This is a genomic window from Stenotrophomonas sp. STEN021, from assembly GCF_056760175.1.
Genome location: NZ_JBRREH010000015.1, coordinates 32,535 through 55,576 on the forward strand (window position 1 = coordinate 32,535; position 23,042 = coordinate 55,576).

General features: G+C 64.0%; 22 protein-coding genes. 14 read left to right on the forward strand and 8 right to left on the reverse strand.

The window, feature by feature from the left end:
- Position 1: 1 nt before the first annotated feature.
- Entirely contained in the window at positions 2-1,498 is a 1,497-nt protein-coding gene (locus tag ACVOL0_RS04935; RefSeq protein WP_481548131.1) for an aminotransferase class III-fold pyridoxal phosphate-dependent enzyme, read from the reverse strand.
- A 118-nt stretch (positions 1,499-1,616) separates the two neighbouring features.
- On the opposite strand from ACVOL0_RS04935, the gene ACVOL0_RS04940 reads away from it, so the two are divergent.
- The 7 genes from ACVOL0_RS04940 (at position 1,617) to fabV (ending at position 9,374) form a co-directional block, all read left to right on the forward strand.
- Positions 1,617-2,048, forward strand: coding sequence for an Lrp/AsnC family transcriptional regulator (locus tag ACVOL0_RS04940; RefSeq protein WP_282271858.1), 432 nt, complete (start codon positions 1,617-1,619; stop codon positions 2,046-2,048).
- A 147-nt stretch (positions 2,049-2,195) separates the two neighbouring features.
- A complete protein-coding gene (queA, locus tag ACVOL0_RS04945) occupies positions 2,196-3,257 on the forward strand; it encodes a tRNA preQ1(34) S-adenosylmethionine ribosyltransferase-isomerase QueA (RefSeq protein WP_481548132.1) in 1,062 nt (353 codons plus the stop codon).
- 138 nt (positions 3,258-3,395) lie between these two features.
- Positions 3,396-4,535, forward strand: a complete 1,140-nt coding sequence (gene tgt, locus ACVOL0_RS04950; RefSeq protein WP_312915162.1) for a tRNA guanosine(34) transglycosylase Tgt — start codon at positions 3,396-3,398, stop codon at positions 4,533-4,535.
- 128 nt (positions 4,536-4,663) lie between these two features.
- Positions 4,664-4,993 carry a preprotein translocase subunit YajC gene (yajC, locus tag ACVOL0_RS04955; RefSeq protein WP_481513552.1) on the forward strand — a complete coding sequence of 110 codons (330 nt, stop codon included), beginning with the start codon at positions 4,664-4,666 and terminating at the stop codon, positions 4,991-4,993.
- Between the two features lie 57 nt (positions 4,994-5,050).
- Positions 5,051-6,895, forward strand: a complete 1,845-nt coding sequence (gene secD / locus ACVOL0_RS04960) for a protein translocase subunit SecD (RefSeq protein ID WP_481548133.1) — start codon at positions 5,051-5,053, stop codon at positions 6,893-6,895.
- Between the two features lie 61 nt (positions 6,896-6,956).
- Positions 6,957-7,925: a protein translocase subunit SecF gene (secF, locus tag ACVOL0_RS04965; protein WP_481548134.1), complete on the forward strand. Its 969-nt coding sequence runs from the start codon at positions 6,957-6,959 to the stop codon at positions 7,923-7,925.
- A gap of 189 nt (positions 7,926-8,114) precedes the next feature.
- Positions 8,115-9,374, forward strand: a complete 1,260-nt coding sequence (gene fabV / locus ACVOL0_RS04970; protein WP_481548135.1) for an enoyl-ACP reductase FabV — start codon at positions 8,115-8,117, stop codon at positions 9,372-9,374.
- 228 nt (positions 9,375-9,602) lie between these two features.
- Here the strand turns inward: fabV and ACVOL0_RS04975 are convergent, their stop codons facing one another.
- The 3 genes from ACVOL0_RS04975 to ACVOL0_RS04985 all read right to left on the reverse strand — a co-directional run bounded on the left by ACVOL0_RS04975 (position 9,603) and on the right by ACVOL0_RS04985 (position 13,636).
- Positions 9,603-11,672, reverse strand: a complete 2,070-nt coding sequence (locus ACVOL0_RS04975; RefSeq protein ID WP_481548136.1) for an EAL domain-containing response regulator — start codon at positions 11,670-11,672, stop codon at positions 9,603-9,605.
- Positions 11,673-11,890: 218 nt separating this feature from the next.
- Positions 11,891-13,081 carry a BaiN/RdsA family NAD(P)/FAD-dependent oxidoreductase gene (locus ACVOL0_RS04980; protein ID WP_481548137.1) on the reverse strand — a complete coding sequence of 397 codons (1,191 nt, stop codon included), beginning with the start codon at positions 13,079-13,081 and terminating at the stop codon, positions 11,891-11,893.
- A 6-nt stretch (positions 13,082-13,087) separates the two neighbouring features.
- Positions 13,088-13,636: a YaeQ family protein gene (locus ACVOL0_RS04985; protein ID WP_481548138.1), complete on the reverse strand. Its 549-nt coding sequence runs from the start codon at positions 13,634-13,636 to the stop codon at positions 13,088-13,090.
- Positions 13,637-13,699: 63 nt separating this feature from the next.
- Between ACVOL0_RS04985 and ACVOL0_RS04990 the strand changes: the two genes are divergently transcribed.
- Positions 13,700-14,569 (forward strand): pseudouridine synthase, encoded by an 870-nt coding sequence (locus tag ACVOL0_RS04990; protein ID WP_481548139.1) that lies wholly within the window; start codon positions 13,700-13,702, stop codon positions 14,567-14,569.
- A gap of 3 nt (positions 14,570-14,572) precedes the next feature.
- On the opposite strand, the gene ACVOL0_RS04995 is transcribed toward ACVOL0_RS04990, so the two are convergent.
- Positions 14,573-15,058, reverse strand: coding sequence for a YaiI/YqxD family protein (locus ACVOL0_RS04995; protein WP_481548140.1), 486 nt, complete (start codon positions 15,056-15,058; stop codon positions 14,573-14,575).
- 309 nt (positions 15,059-15,367) lie between these two features.
- Here ACVOL0_RS04995 and ACVOL0_RS05000 point away from each other — a divergent pair, with 309 nt between their 5' ends.
- The 6 genes from ACVOL0_RS05000 (at position 15,368) to ACVOL0_RS05025 (ending at position 19,766) form a co-directional block, all read left to right on the forward strand.
- A complete protein-coding gene (locus tag ACVOL0_RS05000) occupies positions 15,368-15,577 on the forward strand; it encodes a cold-shock protein (RefSeq protein WP_054659637.1) in 210 nt (69 codons plus the stop codon).
- A 166-nt stretch (positions 15,578-15,743) separates the two neighbouring features.
- Entirely contained in the window at positions 15,744-16,436 is a 693-nt protein-coding gene (locus ACVOL0_RS05005) for a glutathione S-transferase family protein (protein ID WP_481548141.1), read from the forward strand.
- A 51-nt stretch (positions 16,437-16,487) separates the two neighbouring features.
- The gene (locus tag ACVOL0_RS05010) at positions 16,488-18,050 is read left to right on the forward strand and encodes a protein adenylyltransferase SelO (protein ID WP_481548142.1); all 1,563 of its coding nucleotides are present in this window, start codon (positions 16,488-16,490) and stop codon (positions 18,048-18,050) included.
- Positions 18,051-18,064: 14 nt separating this feature from the next.
- Positions 18,065-18,607 carry an adenine phosphoribosyltransferase gene (locus ACVOL0_RS05015; RefSeq protein ID WP_481548143.1) on the forward strand — a complete coding sequence of 181 codons (543 nt, stop codon included), beginning with the start codon at positions 18,065-18,067 and terminating at the stop codon, positions 18,605-18,607.
- 32 nt (positions 18,608-18,639) lie between these two features.
- Positions 18,640-19,422 (forward strand): thioesterase family protein, encoded by a 783-nt coding sequence (locus ACVOL0_RS05020; RefSeq protein ID WP_481548144.1) that lies wholly within the window; start codon positions 18,640-18,642, stop codon positions 19,420-19,422.
- Entirely contained in the window at positions 19,422-19,766 is a 345-nt protein-coding gene (locus ACVOL0_RS05025; protein ID WP_481548145.1) for a hypothetical protein, read from the forward strand. The genes ACVOL0_RS05020 and ACVOL0_RS05025 overlap by 1 nt, the downstream gene beginning before the upstream one ends.
- A 7-nt stretch (positions 19,767-19,773) precedes the next feature.
- Here the strand turns inward: ACVOL0_RS05025 and ACVOL0_RS05030 are convergent, their stop codons facing one another.
- From ACVOL0_RS05030 to ACVOL0_RS05040, 3 genes are all read right to left on the reverse strand, one after another.
- Positions 19,774-21,111: an acyl-CoA thioesterase/bile acid-CoA:amino acid N-acyltransferase family protein gene (locus ACVOL0_RS05030; RefSeq protein ID WP_481548146.1), complete on the reverse strand. Its 1,338-nt coding sequence runs from the start codon at positions 21,109-21,111 to the stop codon at positions 19,774-19,776.
- A 121-nt stretch (positions 21,112-21,232) separates the two neighbouring features.
- Positions 21,233-21,940, reverse strand: a complete 708-nt coding sequence (locus tag ACVOL0_RS05035; RefSeq protein WP_481548147.1) for a LytR/AlgR family response regulator transcription factor — start codon at positions 21,938-21,940, stop codon at positions 21,233-21,235.
- Positions 21,937-23,028, reverse strand: coding sequence for a sensor histidine kinase (locus ACVOL0_RS05040; RefSeq protein ID WP_481548148.1), 1,092 nt, complete (start codon positions 23,026-23,028; stop codon positions 21,937-21,939). The genes ACVOL0_RS05035 and ACVOL0_RS05040 overlap by 4 nt, the downstream gene beginning before the upstream one ends.
- Between the last annotated feature and the right edge of the window lie 14 nt (positions 23,029-23,042).

Below are 23,042 nucleotides of genomic sequence, written 5' to 3' on the forward strand. Positions count from 1 at the left end.
CTCAGGCAGCGTCAGCTTGCGCCCGGCGCGGACCTTCAACCAGTGCCCGGCCAACCATCTCCACCAGCACGTCGAGCTCTTCCTCGTCCATGCCGAAGTGAGGAGTGAAACGCAGCGAGTTCTCGCCACCGTGGATCACGTTGACGCCGTGCATGCGCAGCCACTCTTCGGTGGAGCCGGCGCCGTAGCATTTGAACTGCGGGGCCAGCTCGCAGGAGAACAGCAGGCCGGTGCCCTGCACCTTGGTGATCAGGCCGCCGAGCTTGGCCTTGAGCGCTTCCAGCTTCTGCACGGCCTGCTCACCGCGCAGGCGGATGTTCTGGCGCACTTCCGGCGACAGGCGGGCGAGGGTGGCAACAGCCACATCCAGCGCACGCGGGTTGGTGGTCATGGTGTTGCCGTACACGCCCTTGCGGTAGAGCTTGGCGGCATGCTCGGTGACGGCCAGCACCGACAGCGGGAACTGCGCGCCGTTCAAGGCCTTGGAGTACGTCTCCATGTCCGGCGGGTCCAGCGTCTCGTAGCCCGGGTAGTCAACGAAGGACAGGGTGCCGTGTGCGCGCAATGCAGCCTGGATGGAATCGATCAGCAACAGACTGCCGTGCTCGCGGGTGAGTTCGCGGACCAGCTTGTAGAAGCTTGCCGGCACCGCGCGGCCCGGGTCGCCTTCGCCCATCACCGGCTCCAGGAACACCGCTTCGATGAACCAGTTGTTTGCCTTGGCATCGGCGAATACCTTGCGCATTGCCGCTTCGTCGTAGGGCGCAACGGTGATGACGCTGTTCTCGCCGCGGTAGCTGGCAAGGTGCTGGTCATAGGCCCTGCGGCTGGAGTCCGAGTACAGCGCGGGGCGGTCGGTGCGGCCGTGGAAGCTCCCCTTGATCACAACACGTTTGATGGTGGCGCCGGCATGCGGTGCGCCCGGATCGGTCTGCAGCTTGGCGTTGATGTCGGCAATACGTGCGGCCAGGCCAACCGCTTCGGAGCCGGAGTTCAAACACATGAAGTGCGAGAACGGACAGCCACCGCGGCTGTGGCCGATCTCTTTCTGCATGGCCCGCACGAAGCGGCGCTGGGCCAGGCTCGGGGTCATGATGTTGGCCATCACCTGCGGTTTGGCTGCAGCGGCCATCACGTCGGCCGGGGTGTGGCCGAAGCCGAGCATGCCGTAGCCGCCGGCGTCATACAGCACGGCGCCCTTGAGCGAGACCACCCACGGGCCGCAGGCGGCAAGGGCGATGTACGGGACGACGGCGTCGTCGGCATAGAAGTTGACGAAACCGGCCTGCATGGCGGCGATCTGGTCGTGCTCGTCCAGATCCAGCAGGTCGGCGGCTTCGTCCTTGATGCGGGCATATTCGCTGGCGGCAGCGGTGATCGCGCCGGCCAGGTCCGGGTGAGCGATGGCCAGGCGTTCGACGCTGGCATCGTCCAGGCCTTGGGTCAGGCGGCTGCCGGCGTGCGCGCGAAGCGGGGCGAGGGGGCCGAGTACGGTCATGCTCATCTCCAGAAGTTTCTTGTATATACCCATTATCTGGAGATTCTGGACATATGGCAGCTATGATCTCGACGGATTTTCGGGTAATTTCGTCGAATCGACGAAGCTGGTTCGCAATGTGAATATTTCTCCTGCCGACGAACGCCTGTTGTCTGTGTTGCGTGAGGACGCGCGGGCTTCCACTGCGCAGATCGCCCGCCGGCTTGGCCTGTCCCGGACCACGGTGCAGAGCCGCATCGACCGGCTTGAGCAGTTGGGGGTGATTGCCGGCTATACGGTGCGCACCCACGAGGACTACGAGCAGGGCCAGGTGCGTGCCCACGTGCTGATCACCGTGCTGCCGAAGAAGATGCCGGCCGTGGTGAAGGCGCTGCGTGATATCACCGAGGTGCGCTCGCTGCACTCGGTAAGTGGAAACCATGACTTGATAGCGATGGTGGTGGTCGGCGGGGTCAGTGAGATGGACGTGGTGACCGATGCCATCGGTGCAGTCGATGGGGTGGAGCGGACCAACAGCGCGATTATTCTTTCCACGAAGTTTGAGCGCTGAGGCAGGTGGGCCGCTGTCCCGCGGACCGTCAGTTCAGCTTTTTGGCGCTTGATTCAATGCTGTGATTGCAGCGGAGTCGAAACCTGAAAACCAGCCCTTCCGCCGACGAGGGCTACAATACCCGGCTCCCCGTACGAAGTTCCGGCCTTGAAGAAGTCCGATTTCACCTATGACCTGCCTGAGGAATTGATCGCCCAGGCGCCCTTGGCCGAGCGTTCGGCCAGCCGCCTGCTGCTGGTTCCGCCGGCACCGGCTGCTTTTGCTGACCGTCAGGTGCGCGATCTGGCCGAGTTGCTGCAGCCCGGCGATCTGCTGGTGTTCAACGACACCCGTGTCATCCCGGCACGCCTGTTCGGGCAGAAAACCAGTGGCGGCCGCGTCGAGATCCTGATCGAGCGGTTGCTCGGCGGACAGCAGGCGCGTGCGCAGATCGGTGCCAGCAAGTCGCCAAAGGCCGGTAGCCGCATTCAGCTTGACGCAGGTGGCGAAGCCGAGGTGCTTGGTCGCGACGGCGAGTTCTATGTGCTGCGCTTTGATATTCCGGAGTCGCTGGAGTCCTGGCTGGTGCACGAAGGCCGCTTGCCGCTGCCGCCGTACATCCACCGTGAGCCGGGTATGGATGACCGCGAGCGCTACCAGACGGTGTTCGCCAAGCAGGTGGGTGCCGTGGCTGCGCCGACCGCGGGCCTGCATTTCGATGAAGCGCTGCTGGCGCAGCTGCGCGAGCGTGGCGTGCAGTTCGGCCACATCACTTTGCATGTCGGCGCAGGTACTTTCCAGCCGGTGCGGGTGGACGATCTTTCGCAGCACGTGATGCACCGCGAATGGCTCAATGTCGGCGCCGAGCTGGTCGAGCAGGTGCGGCGTACCCGTGCTGCCGGCGGCCGCGTGATCGGCGTTGGCACTACGGTGGTGCGGGCGCTGGAGAGCGCCATGCGCGAGGGCGAGCTGCATCCCTACGCGGGCGAAACGCAGATATTCATCACCCCGGGTTACCGCATCCGCAGCGTCGATGCGATGGTCACCAATTTCCACCTGCCGGAAAGCACCTTGCTGATGATGATCAGCGCGTTTGCGGGCAAGGAGCGGGTGTTCGAGGCCTATGCGCACGCCATAGAGCAGAAGTACCGTTTCTTCAGCTATGGCGATGCGATGCTGCTGTTCCCGCTGAAGGATGCGGCACCCGAGGCGGCTGGGCAGGCCAGCTAGCCCTGCCCGGACCGGCGGTGTGGTGCGGCTGGCAGGACGCGGCGGCCTTGAATCAGCGCCGATCAGCTCGCACAAGTAGACTGTCCGCAGCCAACGCGCCAGCAACTCCCCATTTCGGCCCATTACAGCTCTTCATTCATGTCCCGACTGCAATTCAAGCTCCAGACCACCGATGGTCGCGCCCGCCGCGGTCAGCTGTCCTTCCCGCGCGGCACCGTGCAGACCCCGGCCTTCATGCCGGTCGGCACCTACGGCTCGGTCAAGGGCGTGCTGCCGGAGCAGGTGCGCGCGCTCGGTGCCGAGATCATCCTCGGCAACACCTTCCATCTGTACCTGCGCCCGGGCCTGGATGTCATCGCCGACCACGGCGGCCTGCATGGCTTCTGCCAGTGGAATGGGCCGATCCTGACCGACTCTGGTGGTTTTCAGGTGTTTTCGCTGGCGCATCGCCGCAAGATCACCGAAGAAGGCGTTACCTTCGCCTCGCCGACCGACGGTGCCCGGGTCTTTCTGGGCCCGGAAGAGAGCATGAAAATCCAGAAGGTGCTGGATTCGGACATCGTCATGATCTTCGACGAATGCACTCCTTACCCGGCGACCGAGCCGGTGGCGCGCAAGTCGATGGAGCTCAGCCTGCGCTGGGCCCAGCGCAGCCGTAACGCACATGACGCGATGGGCAATGACGCAGCACTGTTCGGCATCGTCCAGGGCGGGGTGCACACCGAATTGCGCAGTCGCTCGGCCGAAGGCCTGCAGCAGATCGGCTTCGATGGCTATGCCATCGGCGGCCTGGCGGTGGGCGAGCCCGAGCACGAGCGCAACGCCATGCTCGACCACATGCATCCGATCCTGCCTGCCGACCGCCCGCGCTACCTGATGGGTGTGGGCCGGCCGGAGGACCTGGTCGAAGGCGTAGCCCGTGGCGTGGACATGTTCGACTGCGTCATGCCAACCCGTAATGCCCGTAATGGCCACTACTTCACCTCGTTCGGCACCGTGCGCATCCGCAATGCCAAGTACGAGCGGGACATGAACCCGATCGAGCCCGGTTGCGGCTGCCACGCCTGTACTGGCGGCTACACCCGTTCCTACCTGCGTCACCTGGACCGCTGCAACGAGATGCTGGCGCCGATGCTGGGTACCCTGCACAACCTGTTCTATTACGAAAAACTGATGGCCGACATGCGCGCGGCCATCGAGGCGGGAACCTTCCTGGCCTTCCGCGAGTCCTTCTATGCAGCCCGGGGCCTGAGCGTCCCGGCGTTGTCGGGGGAGTAGCGGCGCTTCACACGGTCCGGGACGCGCTCCCGGACGCGTGGCATACTTCACGGCTGACCCCCGTTTCGCGGTAACTGCCGCAGGCCATCCGGCCTGCATGGGTGCCGCCCAACATCAAGGATTACAAAATGACTCTGATGGCTATCCTGCTCCCCGTCGCCCAGGCCGCTCCGGCTGCACCGGGCATGGGCACCTTCCTGCTGCCCATCGCGCTGATCGCAGTGATGTACTTCCTGATGATCCGCCCGCAGATGAAGCGTCAGAAAGAACACAAGGCAATGCTGGAGAAGATCGCCAAGGGTGACGAAGTGCTGACCTCCGGCGGCATTGCTGGCGTGGTCACCGACATCGGCGACAACTTCATCACCGTGGAAGTGGCCGACAACGTCCGCATCCGCGTACAGAAGGGCTCGGTCGGCAACGTCCTGCCCAAGGGCACGCTGAAGTCCGCTGCCTGAGACTGATCCCTTTCCGTCACGTCGTGACGCCGCACCGGCGTCACGCAGGATCCTGCAATGCTTGAATTTCCGCGCTGGAAGTACTTCCTGATTCTGATCGTTCTGGCGGTCAGCGCGCTGTACGCGCTGCCCAACATCTACCAGAAGGATCCGTCCGTTCAGATCACCGCCAATCGTGGTGGGCAAATTGATGAGGCGCTGCAAGAGCGCGTCAGCAAGGCGCTGAGCGAGGCCGGTGTTACCGCCAAGTCGGTGGAGAAGGAGGGCGAGAACAATCTCATCGTCCGCCTGACTTCGCTGGATGCCCAGTCGCGCGCCAATGAGGTGCTGCGCGAAACGGCCGGCGAGAACTACACCGTCGCCCTGAACCTGGCCTCGACCGTTCCGGATTGGCTGGCCAATCTCGGCGGCAAGCCGATGGTGCTGGGTCTGGATCTGGTTGGCGGCGTGCACTTCGCATTGCAGGTGGACCAGAAGGCCGCGGTGGACAAGCGCTTCGAAGCCTTCGCCGAAGATGTGCGTACCACCCTGCGTGACAACCGCGTTTCCTATCGTTCGGTCGAGCGTCGCGGCGAAAGCGATATCGCCATCGCCCTGACCAACGCTGCCGATGCCGACAAGGCACGCGCGGCACTGGCCAAGGCACAGCCGACTTTCAGTTATTCGGTAAGTGGTGATCGCATCACCGCCACCGTGCCGCAGGCGGAAATGCTGCAGATCGCCTCCGGCGCCATCGAGCAGAACCTGACCACCCTGCGTAACCGCGTCAACGAACTGGGCGTGGCCGAGCCGATCATCCAGCGCCAGGGCGAAGACCGCATCGTGGTCGAGCTGCCGGGCGTGCAGGACACCGCCGAAGCCAAGCGCATGATCGGTGCCACCGCGACGCTGGAATACCGCGCCGTGGTTGATGGCAATGCCGAAGATGCCGCCAGCACTGGCCGCATCCCGCCGGAAGCCAAGTTGTACCGCGACCGCGCCGGTCGCCCGGTGCTGCTGAACAAGCGCACCATCGTCACCGGCGACCAGATGGTCAAGGCCGCAACCTCCACTGATCAGAACGGCCTGCCGTCGGTCAGCGTGACGCTGAACAGCGTCGGCGGCCAGCGCATGTTTGATTTCACCAGCGCCAATGTCGGCAAGCCGATGGCCGTGGTCTACACCGAGCGGATTCCGCAGGTGACCATGGTCAATGGCGTGGAGCAGCGCAGCTTCCGGGTCAAGGAAGAAGTGATCTCCATCGCCAACATCAATGGTGTGTTCGGCAAGGAATTCCAGACCACCGGTCTGGAGAAGACCGAGGCCGACGGCCTGGCCAAGCTGCTGCGTGCCGGCTCGCTGGCGGCGCCGATGGACTTCGTCGAGGAATACGTGATCGGCCCGAGCCTGGGTAAGGAGAACGTGGACCGCGGCGTCAAGGCAGTGGTGTTCTCGTTCATCTTCACCCTGGTGTTCTTCGCCATCTACTACCGCATGTTCGGCGTGATCACCTCGGTGGCACTGCTGTTCAACCTGCTGATCGTGGTGGCGGTGATGTCGATGTTCGGCGCGACCATGACCTTGCCGGGCTTCGCCGGTCTGGCCTTGTCGGTCGGCTTGTCGGTCGACGCCAACGTGCTGATCAACGAACGTATCCGTGAAGAGTTGCGACTGGGCATGCCTGCGAAGAAGGCGATCGCGGAGGGTTACGAGCGCGCCTCGGGCACCATCCTCGACGCCAACCTGACGGGCCTGATCGTCGGTGTGGCGCTGTACGCGTTCGGTACCGGCCCGCTGAAGGGTTTCGCGCTGACCATGATCATCGGTATTTTCGCCTCCATGTTCACTGCGATCACCGTATCGCGTGCGCTGGCGACGCTGATCTACGCCAAGCGCAAGAAGCTGACCTCCGTGGCCATCTGACGCGAATCTCTTCGCAGAAGCCCGCACCTGACCGGTGCGGGTTTTCCAAGGAACTCCTTGCATGAAACTGTTTCCACTTCACATCGTTCCGAACGACACCAACATCGACTTCATGAGTCACCGCAAGCCGGTGCTCGCGATCATGGTGGTGTTGCTGCTGGCCTCGTTCGCCATCATCGGCTTCAAGGGCTTCAACTATGCCCTGGAGTTCACCGGTGGCACGGTGGTGCGTACCCACTTTGAAAAGAGCATCGACGCCGACACGGTGCGTGAGCGTCTGGAAAAGGCTGGCTTCGACAATGCCCAGGTGCAGAGCGTCGGTGGCGGTAATGACCTGATGATCCGCCTGCCGCCGGATGGCGAGCACAACAATGCTGCCGATGCCGCGCAGCAGGTCGCCGAGAAGGTCCGTACTGCGGTGACCGCAGCGGACAACCTCGCCACCGTGCAGCCGGGCGAGTTCGTTGGCCCGCAGGTCGGCAAGGACCTGGCGATGAACGGTATCTACGCCACGCTGTTCATGGTCATCGGCTTCCTGATCTACATCGCGGCCCGCTTCGAATGGAAGTTCGCCATCGTCGCCAGCATCACCGCGTTCTTCGACCTGATCCTGACGGTTGCCTACATGTCGCTGCTCGGTCGCGAGTTCGACCTGACCGTGTTGGCCGGTATGTTGTCGGTGATGGGTTTTGCCATCAACGACATCATCGTGGTGTTCGACCGTGTCCGCGAGAACTTCCGCAGCCTGCGCGTGGAGCCGCTGGAAGTGCTGAACCGTTCGATCAACCAGACGCTGTCGCGTACGGTGATCACCGCGGTGCTGTTCTTCCTGTCCGCACTTGCGCTGTACATGTTCGGTGGCGAGTCGATGGAAGGCCTGGCCGAAACCCACATGGTGGGTGCCGTGATCGTGGTCATCTCCTCGATCATCGTGGCCGTGCCGTTGCTGAGCATCGGTCCGTTCAAGGTCACCAAGCAGGATCTGCTGCCCAAGGCCAAGGACGAGGAAGAGCTGGCCCGTCGTCCCTGACGGCCCCGCACTGCCTTGCTGAAAAGCCGCGCCCTGCGCGGCTTTTCTTTTGCCCGCAATCCGGGCGAGGGCAGGGCGGTCCATGCGGTGGCGTCGGTTGTTTTCGATGCGGCAGCGCACTACGATCCTCCCGGTTCAGCGCGCAAACTGCTTGTGCTGCTGTCTTCTGTTTAGCCAACCGAGGTTTTCATGGTCATCAAACCGCGTGTGCGCGGCTTCATCTGCGTCACCACCCATCCGACTGGTTGCGATGCGGCGGTCAAGGAACAGATCGATTACATCAGGGCCCAGCCCAAGCTGGCCCACGGCCCGAAGAAGGTGCTGGTGCTCGGTGCGTCCACTGGTTACGGCTTGGCTGCGCGTATCAAGGCCGCGTTCGGCAGCGATGCCGCTACCCTGGGCGTGTTCTTCGAGCGTCCGGGCAGCGAGACCAAGCCAGGCACCGCGGGTTGGTACAACACCGCCGCGTTCGAGAAGTACGCACACCAGGCTGGCCTGTATGCGCGCAGTGTCAACGGCGATGCGTTCTCCGACGAGGTGAAGCAGAAGGTCATCGAGATCATCAAGGCTGACCTGGGCCAGGTCGACCAGGTGGTCTACAGCCTCGCCGCACCGCGTCGCAAGCACCCCAAGACCGGCGAGATCATCAGCTCCACGCTGAAGCCGATCGGTGCGCCGATCACCCTGCGTGGCCTGGATACCGACAAGGAAGTGCTGACCGAAACCACGCTGCAGCCGGCAACGGCTGAAGAGATCGCTGGCACCGTGCAGGTCATGGGTGGCGAAGACTGGCAGATGTGGATCGATGCGCTGCTTGAGGCTGGCGTGCTGGCACCGGGTGCCACCACTACTGCATTCACCTACGTCGGCGAAGAGATCACCCAGGCCATTTATTGGAACGGCTCGATCGGCGCCGCCAAGAAGGACTTGGACAACAAGGTGCTGGCCATCCGCGACAAGCTGCAAGGCTTGGGTGGCGATGCACGCGTATCGGTGCTGAAGGCCGTGGTGACCCAGGCCAGCTCGGCGATCCCGACCATGCCGCTGTATCTGTCGCTGCTGTTCAAGGTGATGAAGGAACAGGGTACGCACGAAGGCTGCATCGAGCAGCTCGATACCCTGTACGACATTCTGTACAACGGCCCGCAGGGCGGTGCCAACGCGGCCGAGCATATCCGCCAGCAGCTGCAGGACGCGCAGGGCCGTGAGATCGCGCTGGTGGACGGCGAAGGCCGTCTGCGTGCGGACTACAAGGAAATGGCGCCGGAAGTGCAGGGCAAGGTGCTGGAGCTGTGGCCGCAGGTGACCAATGAGAACCTGTACGAGATCAGCGATCTGGCCGGCTACAAGGCGGACTTCCTGCGCCTGTTCGGGTTCGGCATCGATGGCGTGGATTACGACGCCGATGTGAATCCGGATGTAGCTATACCAGGGATTGTTGAAGTCTGAGTTTGCTGGCTTCGTAGTTGTGGGAAGGCCGCGCTTTGCGCGGCCTTCTTTTTTGCATCTTTAGCTAGAAGCTTGCCCTCACCCCAACCCCTCTCCCGCAGGCGGGAGAGGGGCTCGGATCGCGTCGGCTGCTGGTGCGTCGTGAGCCCACGCATTGCTAGCCCGGGAGAGGGGTTGGGGTGAGGGCAGCGCCTGGCGCAGAACGTCAAGACGCAGCTCAATCACCCATCAACCAAACTCAAAATCCATCTCAGCCGTCGGCGGGCCGACAAAATCACCTTCCACATAGTCAACGCCGGCACTGAACAACAAGCTCATCGTCGAGGCATCGGCCACAAACTCGGCAATGGTCAAAATGCCTGCAGACTGTGCCTTGGTGGTGATTTCCCGGGTCTTCTCCAACTGCTCCTTGGCCAGCGTCGGGTCAGCGGTAAAGGCACTGTCAAGTTTGAGGAAGCCGGGCTGGAAGTGCGCCAGCAGCTGGAACGAATCCAGCCCCGAGCCAAACTGTTCCAGGCCGACCTTGCACCCCAGCGCGGTGACATCTGCCAGGAACTGCTGCGCATTGCGCAGATGGGTAAACACCTTGGCCTCGGGAATCTGCAGCCATAGCTGTGCGCCGTCCACCGCTTCGGCCTGCAGGCCGGTGCGGATCACCGTCAGCAGCTCAGGGTCGGAGAACGATTCCGGGGTGATACGCACCATCAGGTGCGTGCGATGGCCTGCGCGTCGACGCTCGCCCAGCGCACGGATGGCATTGGCTACCACCCAGCGGTTGATGGGGGCCAGCAGCTCATGTTCCTGTGCAATCGGCAGGAAGCTGGCCGGACCCACCATCTCGCCATTGTTTTCCATCTGCAGTGAGGTGTCGTACAGCTGGATCGGCTCGCCCATCAGGTTCAATACGGGGCGGAAACGCAGATGGAAGCCGTCACCCGCCACTGCCTGGCGGATGCGCTGCACCCAGCTCTGGATGCGTTCTTCCTCGACGCGATCGGCCGCGCCCGGGTCGAATACCTTGAAGGTATTGCCGCCGAGTTCGATGGCGGCGCGCGCGCAGTCATTGGCGCGGTTCAGGACCTGGCCGACGCTGGCAATCTTCTCGCCGACCTGCACGCCGCCGATGCTGACGGTGACGGTGGCCGAACGTTCACCGATGCTGAATACCGAGGAGGCAAAGGCGCTACGCACCCGTTCTGCCATCTGCGAGGTGTGTGTGTAGTCGCCGTCAGTGAGCAGGGCGAAGTTGTGTTCGCCAAAGCGTGCCAGCTGTGCGTCTTCGCCAACGGCCTGGGCCAGCTTCTGGCCAAGGGCGGCAATCAGTGCATCGGCCGAATCCAGCCCGATATCGGGCAGCAGGCGTGCGTAGTGATCGGGTTCGACCAGCAGGAAGCCATATTGACCATCGCTGCGGCCAACCTGGGCCACGGCCTTCTCCAGCTGCACCATGAAGGTCGGGCGGTTGAGCAGGCCGGTGACCTGGTCGCGCTGGCGCAGGGCTTCCACTTCACGCGCCAGCTCCGGGTCAAACTCCTCGCGGCGGCGGAACACGATCTGGAAGCAGCTCTCGCCTTCATAGGTGGCAGCGGTGAACTCCATCGTCGCCGGGAAGGTATCGCCGTCCTGGTTGCGCGCGTCCACCTCGTATTGCGGTGGCGGCGCTTCGCCCTTGCTCAGCGACTTGAGCAACTGCTTGAAGTTCTCCACATGCTGCGGCGCCACCATATCCAGCAGCGAGATGCCCTCCACATCCTCGAACGACTCGAATCCGAACATGTCCAGATAGGCTTCGTTGGCGCGGATGTGCATGCCTTCGTGGATGTAGGCGATGGGATCGCGCGAGGACGAGATCAACGCATCGCAGCGGCGCTCGGTCTCGCGCATCTGCGCCTCGATCCGGCGCAGGCCACGACGGGCCTGCAGGTCGGTCCATTCGGTCTGCACCACCGACAACAGGTGATCCGGCTGTTGGCGCAGCGCGATGGCGCGGATGCCGTTGGCGGCTGAGTCCAGCAGCATCTGTGCATCGATGCTGTCGGTCAGCAGGATCATCGGGATGTCCTTGCCGCTGGCCGCGACCTGCTGGGTCAGCAGCAATTGCGGGATGACGTAAGAGTTGGCCGCCAGCACCAGGTCGATGGGTTGGCTCAGCGCCTGGTTCAGCTCGTCGGGACTTTGCGGCCGCGACGGGCGCACCGCGATGCCGCTGTTGCGCAAGGTGCTGACGATGGCCTCGGCGTTCTCGGCACTGTCGTCAACGATCAGCAAGCGCAAGGTGATGTCTTTGGCGTTCTGCATTCAGGACTCCCGGGGGACGGGGTTTAATACACGATGCACGGCGCTGGCGTCTATGCGCAGATCGCTTGCCTGTGACGTACACACGTGAGTGTAGTCCCACACCCGGCCTCAGGGCGTTGTAGCCACGGGCCGGGGCGCATATCGAAGGGTAGTGTGCTTGGACGTGCCGGGCGTCACCGCCGGATGAAATCCCGGCGCGAACGAGGTGCGGCGGCCGCTTATGCCGCCATGCCGGCAGCGCGCCCGGAAGCCCAGGCCCACTGGAAGTTGTAGCCGCCCAGCCAGCCGGTCACGTCCAGTACCTCGCCGACAAAGTGCAGGCCGGGCACCAGTTGTGACTCCATCGTCGATGAAGAGACCTTGCGCGTATCCACACCGCCCAGGGTGACCTCGGCGGTGCGGTAGCCCTCGGTGCCGCTGGCTACCAGCGGGAAGTCGGACAGCAGGCCGGCGGCGGCCTTGAGTTCGGGCTCGTCCATCTGCCGCATCGGCTTGTCCTTCAGCCATTGCTCGCACAGGCGCAGGGCCAGCCGTCGCGGCATGACCTCCGACAGCACGGTACGCAGCTCGGAGGCGCCGCGTTCGCGCTTCATCTGCCGCAGCCATTGTGCTGCATCGCGATCGGGCAGCAGGTCCAGCCGCAGGTCGTTGCCCGGCTGCCAGTAGGAGGAAATCTGCAGGATCGCCGGGCCGCTGACGCCGCGGTGGGTGATCAGCATGAAGTTGCGGAAGCTCTGGCCATTGCAGCGTGCCTCCACCGGCAGTGCAACGCCGCTGAGCTCGGCAAAGCGCTGCTGGTGGGTGCCGCTCAGGGTCAGCGGCACCAGACCGGCGCGGGTCGGTAGCAGCTCATGGCCGAAGTTGCGTGCCACCTCGTAGCCGAAGCCGCTGGCACCCATGCTGGGGATCGACAGGCCACCGGTGGCGATCACTACAGAAGCACTGTGGAACAGGCCCTGCGCGGTACGTACGCGGAAGCCATCGGCGCTACGTTCGATCTGTTGCACGCCGCAGTCGGTGCGGATCTGCACGCCTGCGTCGGAGCATTCGTCCAGCAGCATCTTTACGATCTGCTTGGACGAGATGTCGCAGAACAGCTGGCCCAGTTCCTTCTCGTGATAGGCGATGCCGTGGCGTTCGACCATCTCGATGAAATCGGCCGGCGTATAGCGCGCCAGTGCCGATTTGCAGAAATGCGGGTTGTTCGAAATGAAGTTCGCTGGGGTGGTGCCGGTATTGGTGAAGTTGCAGCGGCCGCCGCCGGACATCAGGATCTTCTTGCCAACCTTGTTGGCATGGTCGATCACCTGCACGATGCGGCCGCGCTGGCCGGCGGTGAGTGCACACATCAGCCCGGCAGCACCAGCGCCGATCACCAGTACGTCGCAGCGGATTGCCTTGTCTGCCACTACTGCTTACTCCGCCGGGCGCTTGCGCCAGACCGGGACAACGTCGAGCTGGATGTGATCATTGATGATCTGCACCTCGCCATCCTGGATCAGCACGCTGAAGCGCATTGCCCGCTGCACCAGCTCGCCCCAGCGTTCGACGAACGCGGACGGCAGGTCGACCACCGACAGATTGTTGAAACGGGTCAGGTGCTTGCCCTGCTTCTGCCACCAGATATCGGAGGCGTTGCCGCCGTAGTTGACGATCTGCACGCGGCGGCTGCGGTTGCAGGCCTTGCGCACGCGCGATTCGTCGGGGTGGCCCAGATCGATCCACTGCTCGATGTCGCCGGTGTAATCCAGCTGCCACAGGTCCGGCTCGTCCTCGCTGCTCAGGCCCTTGCCGAATTCCAGCCGGTCCTCGGCATTGAGGGCGAAGGCGAGCAGGCGCACCATCAGGCGCTCGTCGGTTTCGGAGGGATGCTGGGCCAGGGTCAGGTTATGGGTTGCGTAATAGCCGCGGTCCATGTCGCTGATCTGCAGCTCGGCCTTGCGGATGGTGGCGGTGAGGGCCATGGGAATACCGGGTACAAAGACCGCCCATCATAATGCCTGGCCCCGCAACGGACCCGTCTCAACGTGCCTGATCGTGATCTGCCCAGCCGTCTGCAACTCGCGCCAGGCCTGTGGACCAGTCTGTTGGAGGGGTTGTGTGCGCGGTTTCCGGCGATAAGCCCGGCGCAATGGCTGGACCGGTTTGCGCGCGGACGGGTGCTGGGCAGCGATGGCCAGCCGCTGTTGCCGACGCAGCCGTGGCGGGCAGGGCAGGAGATCCAGTACTTCCGTGAGGTTGCCGACGAGCCGGAAGTGCCATTCGCCGAACAGATCCTGCACCAGGATGAGCATCTGCTGGTGGCCGACAAACCGCATTTCCTGCCAGTCACCCCGGCCGGCCGCTTTGTGCGGCAGACCCTGCTTGCGCGTCTGATCGCCAGCACCGGCAATCGCGAGCTGGTGCCGCTGCACCGGATTGATCGCGGCACCGCCGGGTTGGTGTTGTTTTCCTGCAACCCGGATACGCGCGCGGCCTACCAGCGGCTGTTTGCAGAGCGCCGCATCGACAAAGGTTACGAGGCCCTGGCCCCGGCCTTGCCGACGCTGCAGTTCCCGCTGCAGCGCAGTAGCCGCATTGGCCGTGGCGAGCCGTTCTTCCGCATGGCAGAGCTGGCGGGCCAGGCCAACGCGCTGAGCCGGGTGGATGTCATCGAACGGCGTAGTGATGTCTGGCGCTATGTGCTGGAGCCGGTGAGCGGGCGCAAGCACCAGCTGCGTGTGCATATGGCGGCGCTGGGCGCGCCGATCGTCGGTGACGACGTCTACCCGCAGCTGATTGAACGCGCACCGGATGACTATCGGCAGCCACTGCAGCTGCTGGCGCGGCGATTGGCGTTCGCCGATCCGCTCAACGGCGAGCTACGGGAATTTCGCAGTTTGCGTGAGCTGCCGTGAGTTTCAGCGGCGCTGCGCAAGCCAGCGGTCCAGCTGCGCGGCAAAGGCCTGACGATCACGCGCGTGCAAGCTGGCCGGACCGCCGGTCTGGATGCCGGCGCCGCGCAGTTCTTCCATGAAGTTGCGTACCGACAGTCGCTCAGCGATGGTGTTGGCGGTATAGAGCTCGCCGCGTGGATTCAGCGCGACAGCCTTCTTCTCCAGTACACGCGCTGCCAACGGAATGTCCTGGGTGACGACCAGGTCGCCGGCGTTGACCCGTTCGGCGATCGCGTCGTCGGCAACATCCGGCCCGCCCGGCACCTGGATGGCACGGATGAAGCGCGAGGGCGGGGTGCGCAGCCACTGGTTGGCGACCAGTACGGTGTCGACCTTGGCCCGTTCGGCGGCGCGGAACAGGATCTCCTTGATCACCACGGGGCAGGCATCGGCATCGACCCAGATCTGGGTGGCCTGACGGGTGGCGGAAACGGCGTCTTCAGGGCTCATGCCGCGCAGTCTATTGGATTTGCCGACTTTGCTGTTATCGGGCTATCGCCAGAAAATTGACTGATTTCAGCAACTTAATTGCCGAACTGAACCCTATCGGGTTTCTGAATGCGGCAAATATCGCTTTTTGGAACAAAGCGGCGTATCGTCCATCCCACTGTGCTTGCAAGGGTCACCGTGAATCGTGGCCTGATGCAGTTGATCTTCTTGATCGGCTCATCGATCCGCTTTACCAACGCCTGCAACTCAGTCTCGGCCCCGATACCCGGTGGCCGCGATTATTTCAACTTATGTTTCAGGAGTTAGTACATGTCTGATCGTCAGACCGGCACTGTCAAGTGGTTCAACGACGCTAAGGGCTTCGGCTTCATCACCCCGGAAAGCGGCCCGGACCTGTTCGTGCATTTCCGCGCCATCCAGGGCAACGGCTTCAAGTCGCTGCAGGAAGGCCAGAAGGTGACCTTCGTCGCCGTGCAGGGCCAGAAGGGTATGCAGGCTGACCAGGTGCAGGCGGTCTAATCGACCCCTTGCTACCGTAAGGTTGCTTGGAACGCCGGAAGCGAAAGCTTCCGGCGTTTTTGTTTGTGTTTTTTCCAGCGCGACGTCATAGCGGAGTGATGCTGGGTTCTGCTGGCCTTGGTTAGGATGCGGCTTCGATGTCGATTGAATGAAGCCGGAGCCAGCGATGATCACGGTGCACCATCTGGAACAATCGCGTTCGCAGCGTGTGCTGTGGATGCTGGAAGAGCTAGGCCTGGACTACGAGCTGGTCAGTTACAAGCGTGACCCCAGGACCTGGCTGGCACCGGCGGAATTGCGCAAGGTCCACCCGCTGGGCAAGTCGCCGGTACTGCAGGACGACACGCTGATCCTGGCCGAATCCGGGGCCATCCTCGAGTACCTGGCCGACCGTTATGACCTGCAGCGCCGCCTGTCGCCGCAACCCTTGCCAGTGGAGGCGCCGGAGCGTCTGCACTATCACTATTGGATGCATTACGCCGAAGGCTCGGCGATGCCACCGCTGGTGATGAGCCTGGTGTTCGCGAAAGTACGCAAGGCGCCATTGCCATTTTTCGCCAGGCCGATTGCCCACAGCATCGTCGACAAGGTGATGAAGAGTTTCATCAGCCCGCAGCTGCGTCTGCACCTGAACTGGATGGAGCAGGCCCTGGCACAGTCCACCTGGTTTGCCGGCGAACGCTTCAGTGCGGCGGATATCCAGATGAGTTTCCCGCTCCAGGCGGCGGCAGTCCGCGCCGGCCCCATGACCGACTACCCGAAGCTGCAGGCCTTCCTGGCCCGCATTGCCGAACGACCGGCCTATCAGCGTGCCGAGCAGCGTGGCGGTGCCTTGGATCTGATCGGCGGCTCTCGCTGAGTACGGCGGGCCAAGCTTGCAGCGGGACCGGCCAGCCCCCACGTTGAGGCAATGAACGACACGTCCTCGCAATTTGATAACCGCTTCCGGCGCGAGCTGCCCGGCGACCCTGAAACCGGCGCGCGCCGCCGCGAGGTAGTGGGTGCCGCATGGTCGGCGGTGATGCCGACGCCGGTGGCTGCGCCACACCTGCTGGCGTACTCGGCCGAGGTCGCAGAGCTGCTTGGCTTCGACCCGGCAACGGTCAGCAGTCCGGAATTCTCCGAGGTGTTCGGTGGCAACGCCTTGTTTGCGGGCATGCAGCCGTGGGCGGCCAATTACGGCGGCCATCAGTTCGGCCATTGGGCCGGGCAGCTGGGCGATGGCCGTGCCATCTCCCTGGGCGAGTTGCTGGCTGATGGCAAGCGCTGGGAGCTGCAGCTCAAAGGTGCTGGCCCGACTCCGTATTCGCGGGGCGCCGATGGCCGAGCGGTGCTGCGTTCGTCATTGCGTGAGTTCCTGTGTTCCGAAGCCATGCACCATCTCGGTGTGCCCACCACCCGTGCGCTGAGCCTGGTCGGCACCGGCGATACGGTGGTACGTGACATGTTCTACGACGGCCATCCGCAGGCCGAACCCGGTGCGGTGGTGTGCCGGGTCGCGCCGTCGTTCATCCGCTTCGGCACATTCGAGCTGCCGTCGGCGCGCGGTGATGTGGCGCTGCTGCGGCAACTGGTCGATTTCTGCATCGCCCGTGATTTCCCTGAACTGCAGGGCAGCGGCGAGGCGTTGTACGCCGACTGGTTTGCACAGGTCTGCACGCGCACCGCGGTGATGGTGGCGCAGTGGATGCGGGTCGGTTTCGTGCACGGGGTGATGAACACCGACAACATGTCCATTCTTGGCTTGACCCTGGACTACGGTCCCTACGGCTGGGTCGAGGACTACGATCCGGACTGGACGCCGAACACCACCGATGCACAGGGCCGCCGCTACCGCTTTGGCACGCAGATGCAGGTGGCGTACTGGAACCTGGTGCGATTGGCGCAGGCGCTGTCGCCCTTGTTTGCCGAGGTTGCACCGTTGCAGGCTGGATTGGACGGTTTCCGTCAGCGCTATGAAGCCGAAGAGCGCGCGCACCTCGTTGCCAAGCTTGGGCTGGGCGAATTCCGCGAGGGCGACACCCAACTGATGACGCAGCTCCAACAGCTGCTGCAGGAAGGCGAGATGGACATGACGCTGGCGTTTCGCGCGCTTGCGTCGATTGATATCGACGCGCCGGAGATTGCCCCGTTGGAGCAGGCTTTCTACTCGCCCGCTGCCCGTGAACGGGTGCTGCCCGCACTGACCGACTGGCTGCAGCGCTACGCTGCGCGGGTCCGGACCGCTGGGCAGCCTCCGCAACAGCGCCGTGATGCCATGCAGGCGGCAAATCCGAAATATGTGCTGCGCAACTGGCTGGCACAGCAGGCCATCGACCGTGCCGAACAAGGCGATCTGGCCGGAATCACGGACTTGATGGACGTGATGCGGCATCCTTACGACGAACAACCCGGGCGCGAGGCATTTGCCGGTAAACGCCCGGAATGGGCACGTGACCGCGCCGGCTGCTCGATGCTGTCGTGCAGCTCCTGAGCACCTCTCCACGAATGACTGATATGACTTCTCCTGCCTACCCCGAGTGGTCGCGCCCGATCCGCGACATCGCTGATTTCCCCAAGCCCGGCATCCTGTTCAAGGACATCATCCCGCTGCTGGGTGATGGCGCCTGCTTCCGTGCCGCTGTCCAGGCCATGGCCGAGCCCTGGCGTGATGCTGGCCTGCATGCGGTACTTGGTGTTGAGGCGCGCGGCTTCATTCTCGGCACCGCGCTGGCCCTGGAGCTGGGCGTGGGCTTCGTACCGGTGCGCAAGCCGGGCAAGCTGCCGGGCGCGACCTTGAAGCAGGAATACGCACTGGAATATGGCACCGATCGCATCGAGGTCAGTGTCGGCGCAACTCCACCGGGTGCGCGCGTGCTGCTGGTCGATGACGTGCTGGCCACCGGCGGTACCTTGCTTGCCGCGTTGCAATTGGCTGCGCAGCTTGAGGCGCAGGTTGTTGGCGGCGCGGTATTGGTGGAGCTGGACGGCCTTGGTGGCCGTGAGCGCTGGCCTGTTGGTTTGCCACTGGCCGCTACACTGGTTTACTGAGTACCTGATCCCCCCAATCTGCGGAGTCCCGAATGCCGACGTTGAGCGAGCTGCTGTCTTCCTTCGATGGTGAGCAAGGGCTGCTGCTCCCTGACAGTTGGCGACAGGGGCGCACCGCCTACGGCGGCGTGCTCAGCGCGCTGGCGGTGGCCGCGGCGATGCAAGGCCATGCAGGCGCGTTGCCGCCGTTGCGCGCGATGCAGGTGACCTTCATTGGGCCTGCAGCCGGCCTGCTGCGCTTCGTTCCGGCGGTGCTGCGCGAGGGCAAGTCGGTGGTGAATGTCGGTGTGGACGTGTACTCCGATGACGCCTTGGCGGCACGTTTGTCGCTGGTGTTCGGGCGCGCCCGCGAAAGCGCGATCGCGCATGATTTCGCGGGCGAGTTGCCGGCCAAGGGACCTGCCGCGTACCGCGATTTCGATATGGCGGCGATGCCGTTCGCGCCGGCTTTTACCCAGAACTTCCAGGTGCGTCCTGCCGGTGGTGCGATGCCGGTGTCTGCTGCGGAGGTTCCCGAGTTGTTGACCTGGATCCGCCATCGGGATGCCAGTGGAGTAGATCCCGCGGTAGCCCTGATCGCGATGGGCGATGCGATGCCGCCAGCAGCATTCACCAGTTTCAGGGCCCCTGCGCCGATCAGCTCCATCACCTGGAACGTGGAGCTGCTTGAGCCTGCGCCGCAGGGCGAATGGTTCCTGCTGCGTTCCTTCAGCCAACATGCGGGTGACGGCTATTCGTCGCAGGACATGCAGGCCTGGGATGAGCAGGGCCGGGTGGTGATGCGCGGCCGCCAGAGTGTGGCGGTGTTTGCCTGATGCGCGCCTTGCGGGTGTTGGGTGGACTGGCACTGCTGCTGGCGCTGCTGGGCTGGAGCGCGTGGTTCGTGATCTGCAATGTGTACGAATTCTCACCAGCACTGGACCCGGTGGCGTTTGCCTGCGGCTGGTTGTTGAGTGCGGTACTGGTCTGGCGCGTGTTCCGCAGCGGTCTTCGCCGTGTTGCCTGGCCCTTGTTTGCACAGGCAAGCTGCGTCGGCGTGTACCTGCTGCTGATCCATCGTGGCGTGGGCGAGACCACTGCGCTGGCGCTGTTCGGCGCAGCCAGCGTAGCGGTTGTTGGCGCGGCATTCCGAGTGTTGCTACGCGCTCGCGCTGCCTGAAGCGGATTCAGCGGGTCAGCCGGATGTCCCCTTCGGCCAACGCCTGACGCAGGAATGCCAATACTGCCGGGCCGCTTTCCCGGTCGGCGCGGGCATAGCCTTCGGCCGTGCCGCCAACCGGGATGTAAGGGCCGGTGTCGCTGCGGAAGGTGGTGGGCTGCAGGAAGGGCGTGATCAGGTGGCCTGCGTCGGAGTAGTACAGCAGGGCGTCCGCTTGCGGCGCGCTGCGGCGCTTCAGGCGTTGCATCGCCAATGCCGCCATCTCGCCGGAAACACCGAGCTGGTCGTCGCCACCTGCGACCAGTAGTAGCGGCCCGTTGATGCGTTCGATCGGCAGCATTGCCTGCTCCAATGCTGCTGCGTGCGCGCCAGGTTGATTCCAGTTGAACTGTTCCACGTAGGGCAAGAACGGCAGATCGCGGCCAGCAACGCTCAATGCGGGCTCATCCACGGCGCGGAAGTCGGCAGGCGGCACATCACGGCGGATGCCGCGGAATGGCGCAGGACTGCCTACCCACGACACCGCTGCCTGCAGGCGCGGATCATGCGCGGCGGCCGCCATCGCCACGATGCCGCCCCAGGAACCGCCCATCACCCCGACCTTGCCGGCAAAGGGCTGGGCGCGCAGCCAGTCGACCGTGTCGCTGACCGGGTCGATGGGGACGCGGATCAGATCCTTGGGCAGTCCGGGCATCCGGTAATAGGCGACAGCTACTGCGACGAAACCGTTGGACGCCAACCAGGCGGCATACAGATTCGCGGTATCGATGCCGCCTTCGGCGCCGCCCAGGGTGATCACGACAGGATGTTGGCGGCCATCGTCCAGGGCTCCTGCAGGGTGATAAAGATTTCCCACCACGCCGTGCAGTTGCAATGGCGTGGCAATGACGTCCGCCGCGTTGATCCGCCGTAGCAATGTCTGTTGGCCGATCCGTTTACCATCGACGAAAGCCTCCAATTGCATCGTCGCTGGCGCATGGCGCAGGCCGTTGGCTTCATTGCGCATGGGCAGTGGCGTGGGTCGGCCCTTGCCCGATTCCGGCCGCATCGACCAGAACAATCCCGTCGCATCGACACCTGCGTAGCTGCCGGCCTCGGCGCCAGCAGTGGCGGTATCGGCGATGCCGTTGTGATCGGCACGGTAGTTGGCATGCGCCAGCCAGCGGTTGCCGTTGCTGTCCTGCATGGAGAGCTGCAGTTTCACCGCTTGGCTTGGCAGCAGCCCGGTAACACTGATCTGCACCGGTTGATCGGCTGGGCCGTCCACGGGATGTACGCGCAGTTCGGCGGCAAGGGCCAGGGAGCTGCAGCTGAGCAGCAGCGGAAGCAGGAGATGCTTGAGCATGGGTGCGGTGAGCGAGGAGCGGCCCGCGATGTTGCCGCTGCTGGAAATGCAACGGAACAGCTGGACGCCACCAATGGCGCAGGCCGTGCCGGGCTTGGCATGAGCCGTGCGCGATGCGTGATCAGCTGCGCTGATGCATCTTCGCTTCAAATGCTTCGCGATGAATCCGGCTCAACGGCAGCTTGGTGCCATCCAGCAGTTCCAACGTCGCATCGCCATTGCGGCGTGGCAGCAGACAGCGCACGCGTGCGCAATTGACGATTACCGCGCGCTGCACCTGCACGAAGCCGGCCGGCGCCAATTGCTCTGCGAGCCGGCCAATGCTCTCGCGCAGCAGGTGCACCTGCTTGCCGACATGCAGGCAGGCGTAATGGCCGGCGCTGTCGATGTAGTCGATGTCGGTGGGGGGCACGTAGTCGCTGCGGCTGCCATTGCGGATGCATAGCGGTGCCAGCGGGTTGATGGTCTCGCGTGCCAGATGCCTGCGCAGCCGGTCCAGTGCGACGGCAAGACGGTTGGCATCCAGTGGCTTGGGCAGGTAATCGACCGCGCCCAGTTCGTAGGAGGCCAGTGCATGTTCTGCATGGGCGGTGGTGAAGATGACCGCCGGTGCAGGCGCGGCCAGGCTGCGCGCGAGCTGCAGGCCATCTTCATCGGGCAGCTGGATGTCCAGCAACAACAGCTCGACCGGTTCGGCAGCCAGCAGCGAACGGGCCTGGGCGATGCTGGGCGCTTCGCCGACTATCTGGATATCGGCATGTGCGCCCAGCAGGTGTCGCAGCTTTTCGCGGGCCAGTGCGACGTCGTCGATCAGCAGGGTGCGGATCATGCGGTGGGCTCGCTGCGGGCAAGCGGTAGCCGGATGCTGACCTGGTAGTGCGCACCGTCGCGTTGCGCATGCAGCTTGGCGCGCGGGCCGTAGATAGCCTGCAGGCGTTCGCGGCTGGCTTGCAGGCCTATCCCCATGCCGGCGGCAGCGTCGCCAAGCGGGTTGCGGATCTGCAGGTGAAGCAGATCATCGCGTGACTCGAACTGCAGGCTGATCATGGCGTCGTCCGCGTCCGAGCTGCTGGCGAAGCGCACAGCGTTCTCGATCAATGGCTGCAGCAGCAGGCTGGGCACGCGCGCATCCCATGCATCGGCGCTGGCCTGCAGTTGCACCTGCACGGGCTGTTGTTGCAGCAGTCGCTGCAGTTCGATGAAGGCCATCGCCTGCGCCACTTCTTCGCGCAGGGCGACGAACGGTTCGCTCTGCAGCAGGTTGCGTAGCAACTCACCCAGCTGCGCCAAGGCAGCGTCGGCGCGCTCTGCATCGCGATAACCCAGCGCGCCGATCGCATTGAGTGCGTTGAACAGGAAGTGGTGATTCAGGCGTGCCCGCAATGCTTGCTCGCGTGCCTGCGCCAGCAGCTCGCCACGGCGGCGATAGCGGCGGATATAGGCCAGTGTCTGACCGATGCTGATAGCCCCGATGTAGGTTGGCAGCGCAAACAGACTGGTGGCGATGACCGCGTGCAGCCAGTTGTCCGGCAGCGCGCGAGGCAGCGCCAACTGCGAGAGGTGATAACCAAACATCCAACCCGTCAGCGACAGCGCCGGAATGATGCAGATGCCGGCTGCCAACAGCTTGCCCGCTGCTTGGGCGTCGCTGCCCATGCCCAGCGGCCAGCGCGCGCACAGTTGCCAAAGAGCAGGTGTTGCCAGCAGCCAGGGACTGTAGATGCCGAGCAGGAACAGCAGCGAGCGAGCCAGTGAGGCTGGTGTGGTGCTGCCTGCCGCTGGCCCGGTCAGCTGCACTGCTGGCAAGGTGACCAGGGTCAGCAACAGCCAGCCGGCACATACCGCAGGCCACGGGAACACCGTGGCATGCGTGTCTCCAGTAGAACTGGAAGTGCCGGGATCAGGCCGTGTGGACATATATGCGTTCAAGC